Annotated in this window: 11 protein-coding genes; 7 read left to right on the forward strand and 4 right to left on the reverse strand. The window is 42.2% G+C overall.

Going from position 1 to position 10,674, the window contains the following annotated elements:
• Positions 1 to 42 precede the first annotated feature (42 nt).
• Complete coding sequence (rlmE, locus tag BB427_RS07380; RefSeq protein WP_017215956.1) at positions 43 to 672, reverse strand: 23S rRNA (uridine(2552)-2'-O)-methyltransferase RlmE; 630 nt, start codon at positions 670 to 672, stop codon at positions 43 to 45.
• Positions 673 to 758: 86 nt separating this feature from the next.
• Between rlmE and yhbY the strand changes: the two genes are divergently transcribed.
• A complete protein-coding gene (gene yhbY / locus BB427_RS07385; protein ID WP_010373854.1) occupies positions 759 to 1,055 on the forward strand; it encodes a ribosome assembly RNA-binding protein YhbY in 297 nt (98 codons plus the stop codon).
• Here the strand turns inward: yhbY and BB427_RS07390 are convergent.
• On the reverse strand, positions 1,052 to 2,299 hold the full coding sequence (locus tag BB427_RS07390; RefSeq protein WP_069019999.1) for a serine hydrolase domain-containing protein: 1,248 nt from the start codon (positions 2,297 to 2,299) through the stop codon (positions 1,052 to 1,054). The genes yhbY and BB427_RS07390 overlap by 4 nt on opposite strands.
• A gap of 98 nt (positions 2,300 to 2,397) precedes the next feature.
• Between BB427_RS07390 and BB427_RS07395 the strand changes: the two genes are divergently transcribed.
• From BB427_RS07395 to BB427_RS07410, 4 genes are all read left to right on the forward strand, one after another.
• Positions 2,398 to 3,201, forward strand: a complete 804-nt coding sequence (locus BB427_RS07395) for a hypothetical protein (RefSeq protein WP_069020001.1) — start codon at positions 2,398 to 2,400, stop codon at positions 3,199 to 3,201.
• Between the two features lie 119 nt (positions 3,202 to 3,320).
• Complete coding sequence (locus BB427_RS07400) at positions 3,321 to 4,028, forward strand: response regulator (RefSeq protein WP_039497374.1); 708 nt, start codon at positions 3,321 to 3,323, stop codon at positions 4,026 to 4,028.
• A 21-nt stretch (positions 4,029 to 4,049) separates the two neighbouring features.
• Positions 4,050 to 5,336 carry a sensor histidine kinase gene (locus BB427_RS07405; RefSeq protein WP_069020003.1) on the forward strand — a complete coding sequence of 429 codons (1,287 nt, stop codon included), beginning with the start codon at positions 4,050 to 4,052 and terminating at the stop codon, positions 5,334 to 5,336.
• Between the two features lie 222 nt (positions 5,337 to 5,558).
• Positions 5,559 to 6,905: a sodium-dependent transporter gene (locus tag BB427_RS07410; RefSeq protein ID WP_045987612.1), complete on the forward strand. Its 1,347-nt coding sequence runs from the start codon at positions 5,559 to 5,561 to the stop codon at positions 6,903 to 6,905.
• A 35-nt stretch (positions 6,906 to 6,940) separates the two neighbouring features.
• Here the strand turns inward: BB427_RS07410 and BB427_RS07415 are convergent, their stop codons facing one another.
• Positions 6,941 to 7,387 (reverse strand): GNAT family N-acetyltransferase, encoded by a 447-nt coding sequence (locus BB427_RS07415; protein ID WP_069020005.1) that lies wholly within the window; start codon positions 7,385 to 7,387, stop codon positions 6,941 to 6,943.
• Between the two features lie 71 nt (positions 7,388 to 7,458).
• Positions 7,459 to 8,202 carry a sporulation protein gene (locus BB427_RS07420; protein WP_010605088.1) on the reverse strand — a complete coding sequence of 248 codons (744 nt, stop codon included), beginning with the start codon at positions 8,200 to 8,202 and terminating at the stop codon, positions 7,459 to 7,461.
• 131 nt (positions 8,203 to 8,333) lie between these two features.
• Between BB427_RS07420 and BB427_RS07425 the strand changes: the two genes are divergently transcribed.
• Both BB427_RS07425 and BB427_RS07430 read left to right on the forward strand, forming a co-directional pair.
• Positions 8,334 to 9,905 (forward strand): cation:proton antiporter family protein, encoded by a 1,572-nt coding sequence (locus BB427_RS07425; RefSeq protein WP_069020006.1) that lies wholly within the window; start codon positions 8,334 to 8,336, stop codon positions 9,903 to 9,905.
• A gap of 277 nt (positions 9,906 to 10,182) precedes the next feature.
• Positions 10,183 to 10,470 carry a hypothetical protein gene (locus BB427_RS07430; RefSeq protein WP_069020008.1) on the forward strand — a complete coding sequence of 96 codons (288 nt, stop codon included), beginning with the start codon at positions 10,183 to 10,185 and terminating at the stop codon, positions 10,468 to 10,470.
• The last annotated feature ends 204 nt before the right edge of the window (positions 10,471 to 10,674 follow it).

Consider the following 10,674-nt stretch of genomic DNA (forward strand, 5'->3'; position numbering starts at 1 on the left):
ATCCAAAAAAATTCAAATTCAACTTGATGCTTTCCAACTGTACTACAGTTTGTAGCCCGTCGCCACTACATATACTTCGCGTGAACGAGGACGAGACGCTTTTGGTTTACGGATCTTTACGACCTTAAAACAATTACGTACCTCTTGTACAAATTGATCAAAGCCTTCTCCTTGGAAAACTTTAACCGCAAATGCACCGTTTGGTTTTAGCACTTGATGGCACATATCTAATGCTAGCTCGACCAGATACATACTGCCAGATTGATCGGTTGACATATTTCCGCTCATATTTGGTGCCATATCAGAAAAAACCACATCAACATTCTTGCCGTTTATTCTATCCAGTAATGCATTTAATACCGCTTCTTCTCTGAAGTCCCCCTGAAGGAAATCGACACCCGCTAATGAGTCCATCGGTAAGATATCACAAGCAATAACTTGCCCGTCAATATCTACCTGCTCTGCGAGATACTGCGACCAGCTCCCCGGAGCAGCCCCTAAATCAACTACCGTCATTCCTTTGCGGATCAATTTATCCTTTTGCTGGACTTCTTCCAGCTTAAAAACCGCTCGTGAACGATAGCCACGTTTTTGGGCTTCATGCACATACGGGTCTTCTACGTGTTCTTTTAACCAACGTTTCGAACTGGCGGAATGTTTTTTATTTGCCATATTAACTACAACTCATTAGTAATATTGTCTAGATGGCGTTAGAATATCGATAATTCAAGCCTTTTAATAAATAAGATTGTATCAATATGACCTTATCAAATAAACAAAAGCAGTTCCTAAAAGGGCTAGCTCATTCTTTAAACCCAGTTGTTCTTCTAGGCGCAAACGGCCTAACCGAAGGCGTCATGGCTGAAATTGAGCAAAACCTGAACATTCACGAACTTATCAAGGTAAAAGTACCAACCAATGATCGTGAAACTAAGAAACTGATTTTTGAAGCAATTGTTCGTGAAACAAATGCACATAAAGTACAAACCATTGGCCATATCATTGTGTTGTACCGCCAAAGCGAAGACAAAAAGATCCAGTTACCTCGTAACTAATCTTTGTTGTCTGCGACGTTTTCACCTGAAGACGTCGCAATCTCTTGTAATAAACTCGCTTCTTCTGCTTTTACTTTCTTAATTTCCTGCTCACTCACCTGAGGCAGTAATTTCTTCTCAAGCGCCAATGCGTCAACAATAAAGTCGTTTGTTAGCTGATTAATAATGCCACTCTCTGCATTTAACAGTAGACTAAGCCCAATTCCAAGCTCTGGAATAATCACCACATCGGTACGATAACCTTGCACCCAGCCGCTATGGTAATAGAGCAATTTGCCATCATAGCGATAAATTCGCCATCCAAGTCCATAGTAAGCTTCTTCTACATGACCACGCCAAACACGCCTGCGCAGCTCACGTTTCGTCAACGTATACGGCACTGATTGCTTACTCAGAGCATCTGGTGATAAAACACTTGGATACAGACCTAATTGTGCTTTTAACCACTGCGCCATATCAGCAGCACTGGCGTTTACACCAGCTGCGGGGAGCACTTTATAATAATGCGGCTTTAATTTAGCGGTATGCCAACGCTTTCGCCCTCTGACATGCGGCCACGCAAAATTATCATTTTTTGTCATTTGCTCGTAGCCTAGACCGGCGTCATGCATATTAAGTGGCGCGAAAACAAACTCTTCCATCCAAGTTTTGTAACTAATGTTCGTCGCCTGCTCGATAACATCTCCAATCAAGCTAAACATGACATTTTGATAACCATAACACTCCCCGGGCTGACATAACGCTTTGACTTGCAGTAAGCGCTCAACAATCTGTGGGTAGTCCATGCGAGACTCGATTAAATTATCGTAGGCATTAGGCACTAAGCCACTCGAGTGACTTAACAAATGATAGAGCTTAAGTTGGCTATAATCACCTTTGGCGACTTGCGGCAAATAGCTACCCACTCTATCGTCAATATTAAAATACCCTTCGCTCGCCAATTTAGCCGTTAGACTTCCTGCAAACGTTTTTGAAACCGATGCCAAGCGAAAGCGAGTTTGTTCGTTGACCACACTTCCTTGTCGACTTTTTGTCTTGCCAAAACCTTCTGCGTAGCTGCCATGCTCGACATGCACGACGGATAAAGCAGCACCGGGCACCGATTTTTCTTTTAGTTTGCGCTCGACTTGCTTAGAATAGCTCTTTAAAAATTGTGACCATTGCTGGTTTGGGGTTTTTGCAATCGTTATTTTTGGATAACTAATGCAAAAATAACAAACTAATGTGAGAATTAGCGACTTCATAATGACTCATTTCATTAACACTCGCCCGCCATACTAACATGATGAATTGGCGGAACTCACTAAATATAAGAAAATAACTGTTTAATTGAGGTATTTTAATGCGTTTAGTGCTAGCAGCTCTATGTACAAGTCTACTTTTTGGATGTGTCACCACAGCGCCATTAGCGCCAAAGTTAGATGTACCTAAGAAGCCACTACTAAAAAAGTCTGTTTATCAAATCAGCTATAGTACCGAACTTAATTCCGCACGAATTAAATCAGTGCAATTGCCCGCTCATCCACTTGCTCAAGGTGACACAGTCTACATCAATGCCGATAAGGTAAGCTTGACTGATACACTGAGAAAGCAGATTGTTGCTTTACTTGAGAAAAAAGGCCTGAAAGTTGTTGCAGCTAAAAACGCAAACTACACGCTAACAATTCATCAACTTGATTTGGAATTTGCAGCTAATAAAACGTATGCACTAGATAGACCAAGAAATCCACATCCACATATTGCTGAACTAGCTCAAAATTCGCCTGCATTTCAATGTACTAATATTGTGGCGTCTGTCAGTATGCGTTTGGCACACCAAACATCATCCGATGTTGTCTGGTTTGCTAAATCTTCAGTAGATAGTGCGGGCTTCCAAGGTATCCCTTTACAATTCACCTTTACTGAAGTGGAAAAAATAGAAAACGAACACGATGTACTGTCGTTTATCGTCGCACAAAATACCGACGAGGCACGCCGTCAACGTGGCGAGAAGCCCGTTGATATTCCTCCTTACAAGGTAACTAAAACGGTTTCACCGCTTGAAAAAACCGCTGGTGCATGTACCCAAACGGAAGTATCAGCGTTAACAGCGGATATGCAAAAACACTTGGCCGAGAGTTTAATTGAAAAGCTAAACGTTAAGTAACATAAGTACTCGCCAGTTTGATAGAGGTCAACTACAGGCTGGCGCTACACTTATTTACAGACAATAACGCTTTTAGGATTATACTCGACGCAGAAAAATAAAAAGTTCGGAGTAAAGACATGGAGCAATACGGCACAATCTTATTGGTTGAAGATGATACTTCATTGGCGCAATGGGTCGCCGAATATCTTGATAACCAAGGCTATAAAACACATTGCTGTTATCGCGGTGATGAAGTTATTGAACGTGTTAAGTCACTAGACCCCGACCTTGTTTTACTTGATCTTATGCTCCCTGGTAAGGACGGTATCAGTGTATGCCGCGACTTACGTCAGTTTTATAACAAGCCTGTTATTATGCTCACTGCCAAAGATGAAGAAATGGATGAAGTCATCGGTTTGGAAGTCGGTGCTAGCGATTACGTTATCAAGCCTGTTCGTCCTCGTGCCTTACTCGCTCGGATCAAAGCAAATGTGCGCGCTGCACAGGAAAAACCGCAAGATCATCACGCAGCCAATCACGAACTCGTAGTTGGACAGCTATGTATCGACACTCAAGCTCGCAAAGTCAGTGTTGCTGGCCAAGAGGTCATCGTTTCTAGTGCTGAATATCTACTACTGCAATTTTTAGCCAGTCACGCTGGTGAAGTTGTCTCTCGCGATGCGGTATTTAAAGCGACAAAAGGAAGAGAGTATGACGGCCTCGACAGAAGCGTTGATGTGCTCATTTCTGCCTTGCGTAAAAAGTTTAATGATGATCCTCAAAACCCAGAAAAAATTAAAACGGTGTGGGGTAAAGGATATCTACTCGTACCATCAGCTTGGTAATGAAGGTCGCAAGCTAATATCGTGAAGAAACTCTACATCTACTTACTCGCCGGTGCATTGATTTCGATCTTTGCACTGGGTTGGGTGATCGACACCTATAATCAGCAAACCGCTCCCTTAGAAGATAGTTTTGAGTGGCAAAGCAAGCTGATCACCGGCCTTGCGAAGCAAGTTGCAAATATTGAGCAGGAAGAGCGCGAAAATGCAACGGCTTTAATTGCCCAACAATTCGACATCAACATTCGTTATAAAGATGGCGATACTTTAGCCATGCCGCTCGAGTTAAAGCAACAGATGTTACTACCTGATGGGTTAGTGATTGAGAATGAGAATGTATATCTGCTAAAAACAACCCCTGAAATGGTGCCTGATTACGTTGAACTTGAATGGGAGCCTCAGGTTGAACAGGCAGATTACGACGTATTGCTAACGTTATTTTTCTACGGTGGCATTTGTGCAATATTATGGTTTATTCTTTCTCCGTTAGTTAAACGCTTGATCGTTCTCAACACTGCAGCAAAGCACTTTGCCAGCGGTAATCTAAGCGCGCGCATCGCCCCCAATCATTTCACTTACATCCGTGACTTAGAAAATACCTTTAATCGTATGGCAAGCCAAATAGAGAAGTTGATGGCTGAGAATAAGCTCATGGCCTCCAGTCTTTCTCATGACATTCGAACACCTGTTGCGTGTTTAAGATTTGGCCTAGATGCAGCTTTAGATGAAAGTGATATCGATGCGATTCACGACTATTTGGCGCGCATGGAAAAAGATCTAGATCAAATGGAAGATATGCTCTCGAGCTATCTATCTTTTGCGACGCTTGAACAAAAGTCTCATTTACTCAAGCACGAAGTAACAACTCTATCTCGCTATGGTCAAGACCTGATGCAGCAAATGCAACCAAAGCTGCAAAAGAACCAGCTGTCTGGCCGCGTAGAAATTCCTGAACACTTAATGATCCATGGTGACTTACATTGGCTTGCAAGAGCGATAAGTAATTTGATCAGTAATGCCTGTGATTTTGCCACTGCCAGTGTGTTATTAAGTGCACACCGCACCGAACATTGGCTCATTATTACCGTTGAAGACGATGGCCCTGGGATCGCGAGACAAAATTGGGATAAAGTCTTTAGTCCTTTCTTTCAAGAACAAACTCACCGCAACCGTGCAGGTAAAAGCTATGGCTTAGGCCTTGCAATCGTTGCAAAAGTCATGGATTGGCATCATGGTACAGCCACCGTTAGCCAGTCAGAACGATTAGGTGGCGCAAAATTTGTGCTTTCGCTACCCTGTAAAGAAAAATAATTATTGTAAATAAGTCGCTACACGTCGACTTATCTCATATAGAAATAATCGTGAAAACATTAGCTTATAAGCTAAGCTTTGCTTTTTGAGTGCAACAACTTAATTACGGCTAAATATCAGGCTAAAACTTGCGCTAAATCAAGATAATTTACTCTTTTTATTTCTTTTTAATTACAGTAGATTGTCAGCGCCGTTAGAAATTTTTAGAGAAGTATAATAATTATGAGCAATGTCCGAGGAGAGTTCAGCTCTCGCTTTGGTTTTATTATGGCCGCCGCAGGGTCGGCGGTAGGTTTGGGAAACATTTGGGGGTTTCCAACACAAACGGCATCCAATGGTGGTGCTGCGTTTGTTTTAGTTTATCTGGTTTTGGCTTTTTGTCTTGCCTATCCAGCACTAATGGCAGAACTTGTCATTGGTCGTCACGGCCAAGCAAATGCCGTATCTTCACTGCGCAAACTAACAAATACAGCATGGCAAAGTAAGCTTGCTTTTGTTGTCGGATTCGGCGGCATAATTTGTGCGGGTCTCATTTTAAGTTTCTATGCAATCGTAGCTGGGTGGATGTTTAGCGCAACACTTGAACCCATCGCAGAAGTTGCATCAATGACTCAAACGCAATCTTGGCTTGCTGATTCGTCTATGTCGCGCAACATCGTCTTTACAGCCGCCTTTATTGCACTCACCGTGCTTATAATTAGTAAAGGCGTAGAAAACGGGATTGAAAAGTGGTCAAAGCGTTTGATGCCTGCACTTATCGGTATTTTATTCTCGTTAATTGCGTATGTATTAACCCAAGAAGGTGCCGTTGAAGGACTTAAAGTGTATCTTGTTCCTGACTTTTCTTCTGTGCTCAATCCGCAGTTACTCGTTGATGCCCTAGGACAAGCATTTTTCTCGCTTTCGCTTGGTACCAGCGTGATGATCATTTACGGCTCATACATTAGTAAAAAAGAGAATCTAGTTTCACTTGGTGCAATGGTTACCTTAATCGACGTCTTTATCGCATTCGTTGCCGGCTTACTTATCATTCCCGCCATGTATGTCGCGCAAGCGCAAGGCGTAGAGATTTTTGCAGCTGACGGCTCACTGCTTAATGAAGACACCTTAGTGTTTCAAGTATTGCCAGCATTGTTTGATAGTATGGGGAGTATTGGCCTCTTGGTAAGCTTCGCTTTCTTTGCTTTGATGAGTATTGCCGCACTCACCTCGTCTATTTCGATGCTAGAAGCGCCCGTATCCTATGCTGTTGAACGTTTTGCATTGGGCAGAGTACAGGCCACCTGGATCATCGGTACTCTGGTAACAGCCGTAAGCTTCACCATTTTGGTAAACATCGAAACCCTGTTCGGCTTTACTGTTAGCCTAACAACTAAGTTTGGTCAGCCACTACTTGGCATGCTGTGCTGTGTATTTGTCGGTTGGATTTGGCACAGAGCAAAACTGCTTAAAGAAATTGAATCAGGATGCCCGGAAGTTGGCAGTAGTTTTTTCTGGAAAGTATGGCCTTGGTACATCCGCTTTGTTTGTCCAATTGCCATTGCTGCGGTATTTTTAAATTCACTATAATTTCGCTCATAAAAAGAGGCTACTCGTAGCCTCTTTTACTTTTTCACAAATAGCATATCCTGATGCGGGATCCCATCTTCTAGATAATCTTCACCTTGCTTCACAAAGCCGAGCCCCGTATAAAACTTGTCTAAATAACACTGCGCAGAAATAACTAAAGCCTCATGGGTAATATCCGTTTCACAACAAGCTATCGCGCGATGCATAAGATCATGTGCAACGCCCTGCCCTCGAAGCATTGACGATACAATAACACGGCCAATGGATGCAGTAGTTGCGGATTTTCTATAACAACGTGCATACGCTAAAATTTGTTCATCTTTTACCAAAAACAGATGTCGAGTGTCAGGCGCCCTATCGGTATCATCAATTTCTGGATAGGGACATGCTTGTTCCACAACGAATACATCAACCCTTAGCTTTAAAATCTCAAAAAGCTCATCTTTAGTGAGCGCATCATAACTTCTAATTTGCCAATTCATTTTCTTCTCTCATTTATGCTTGGAACAAAAACGCCCAGACAAAGCTGGGCGTTTTAGAGTAAATTAAGTGATTATGAGAACAGCCGCTCCAACTGATCGCACAATTGAGAGATATTTACGTGATCGTGCTCAATCGTTAGATCGACGTAACCATCCCCTCGAAACGCTCTATCCAACTCTATCAGTACATGAGTTCGATGCGCTTCAGGTACAAACGAAAGCTCAACTTCTTGTAGTCCAAATAATGCACGTGAGTTTGGTCGGTATTCTAATTCTTGGTAACAACCAGAAACAGACTGAAACTCAGACGCTCGTAAATAGCCCTTTTCTACATCCGCTTTCACTAAATGGAAGCCTAAACGCTCCATCGCTGTCATACATGCTTTCACCGCTTCATTTGGATAAATGTGCAAAGCATCTTTGTCTGACGGATCGATTGCTAAATCAATGTCTAAACCAGTTTCAATCCAAACATGACAACGGTTGAAGCCCGCATTGATTTCTGTGATTGGTGTTTCTGAATGAAGTCGAGCTTCAAAAGGAATAACTTTTTCTTCGCCTGGGCCTATCGTGAAATTATTACCTACTCGCCAACGGTCAATAACATGATTACTAAAGTATTCTCCGTCTTCCCCTTCAACCTTAACTCTTGTCATAAGCGCAAGCTCTAAACCTGTTACTTCTTGGCTAACGTCACCGCCTTTTACTACAATTTGCGCTTGAAATTTCTGTCCCGGGTGCAAATGCTCTGTTTCCAATACAGTATCTACTTTTGCCGCACCGATACCGACAGATGCTAGGATCTTCTTAAACATTACGTCTCCTGTCCGGTATGTCCTTACCAGCATCATAACCATATTTTTTCCAACTTGTCAGCGAAAATTTATAATTTATATATCAGGAGGTTTTGGTACACTGCTCATATCTTGGATAAAAATTTAAAGTTATGGAACTGCTCTATTTTGCTGTCGCATTTGCATGCGGATTTTCTGTTTATCAATTAAAGCTTCCTCCTTTGATTGGTTTTTTGATGGCAGGCTTTGTCTTAAACCTACTTGGCCATAAAACCACGGACTTACTTACCCAACTGGCAGATCTTGGTGTAACGCTGCTGCTTTTCAGCATCGGCTTAAAGTTACGAGTTGGTAACTTGATAAAGCCTCAAGTTTGGGCGCCAGCGAGTATGCACATCATTACCAGTACGGCCTTTTTCGCTAGCCTGTTGTTGATGCTAGGGGCGATGAGCCTACCTTTATTTACTGACCTAGACTGGCAAAGCGCTTTATTGGTTGGTTTTGCATTTAGCTTTTCCAGTACCGTTTTTGCGGTAAAAGTGCTAGAAGAACGCGGTGAAATGGCAAGTCTTCACGGTAAAATCTCAATCGGTATTTTGGTTATGCAAGATATCTTTGCGGTTATCTTTCTCGCCGTCAGTACGGGCAAAGTACCCAATATTTGGGCACTGGCACTGCTTGTAGTGCTACCGCTTGTACGTCCAGTTATGTTTTGGGTATTAAGCCGTTCAAAGCATGGTGAGTTACTCCCTCTTTTTGGCTTCTTTTTTGCGTTAGTCGCAGGTTATCATGCCTTTGAATTTGCGGGTCTCAAAGGTGATCTCGGTGCGCTGATCATGGGTATGATTTTCGCGCCACATAAAAAAGCCGGTGAGTTATCAAAATCACTACTGAATGTAAAAGACATCTTGCTTGTTGGCTTTTTCTTGAATATTGGTTTGAATGCCACGATTACACTGGATGCACTTTTAATAGCGATTCTACTGGTAATTGTTCTACCGATTAAAGTCTCACTTTATTATCTTTTCACCAATATGTTCAAATTGCGTTCTCGTACATCGCTATTGAGCGCTTTTACACTCACTAACTATAGCGAGTTTGGTCTTATCGTGTGTGCCGTTGCATCTGCTTCTGGTGCGGTTGCTCCTGACTGGTTAGCAGTCGTGGCTATTGCTGTTTCTATTACTTTTGTGATTGCGTCTCCGCTAAACAAACGCTCGAACGAAATCTACGTTAAATTAGAGCCTTGGTTATTAAAGTTTGAAAGCCAAGACCGCTTAGAAGAAGAGCTCCCCGTAAACCTAACCGATACCAAAATCGTAATATTTGGCATGGGAAGAATTGGAACAGGTGCTTATGAAACGATACAAGCTAGCTTCCCAGACACCGTTGCAGGTGTAGATATTAAGCCAGAGGTAGTTGAAAAACATGTATCCAGAGGCCGCAGAGTATTGACTGCCGACGCAACCGATCCTGACTTTTGGCAACGTGTAAATCATTCTGAAGTAGAAATGGTAATGCTCGCGATGCCAAAGCATATGCAGAACATTTACGCACTAGAACAGCTCAAAGCATCGGGTTATAACGGCCAAGTTACCGCCATTGCGAACTACCCTGACCAACAGAAGGAATTAGAAGAAATGGGCGTGAATTCTACCTATAACTTCTACCTTGAAGCAGGTAGTGGTTTTGCAGAACACGTAAAAGAGAAATTATTTACTTAAATTAGATATTGGTTCTCAGTATCATAATTGGTACTGAGAACTATTTTCATATTCAGATCATTGTGTTACGTCTAGACGTCTATTTTTATTGTTTCATTCCTCTCATTATTCGATTTACAAAGCTTTACATCCAAGATGGTAATTTGCCCCCACTTCAGAGTAAACTGATCACATCGGACATGGCGTAAGTATCTATTTTATGAACATAAATTGATACCGAATGCCTTTTGAACATCGTGTCACTGGATTGTGAACAAGCTATACCTTTGGGGGTTTTATGATTAAGAATAAATCTAATGGTCAATTTTCTGCAGTAGTGGATGACGTTAAGGCTGCGCCTTTTTCAGACCTCCAAGAAAGGCTAGACGCAATTCAGGACAGCGGCATGACAGCGCTGGCAATTCGCAATATCCTGTTTCATAAAATGCTCGATATGCATGCGGTACCAAACGATCATTATTTAAGAGATGAAGAAACTCCGAGCCGTTTAGACGATCCTAAAATAATTGAGAAGTTAAATGAGCTGGGCTTTTTCCGCAGCAAGCCTTCATCGCAACTACACTAGTAAAGATTTAGGGAGCCTACTCTCCCACATAGGCTGACAATGCCCGTCGTCAGCCTATTTTCCTCTTCCAAGCACAAGCTTTCACCTCTTTCACAAGCATCCTAATAAAGTAATAAATAGCGTAAGCTATTACGGTGATTAGCAACACCAATTTTTTCCTTACAAAGATGTTGAGCTGAATAACTAACCTGAGCTGCGGATAAT

The organism is Pseudoalteromonas sp. BMB (assembly GCF_001709235.1).
In the GTDB taxonomy this organism is placed as follows: domain Bacteria; phylum Pseudomonadota; class Gammaproteobacteria; order Enterobacterales; family Alteromonadaceae; genus Pseudoalteromonas; species Pseudoalteromonas maricaloris.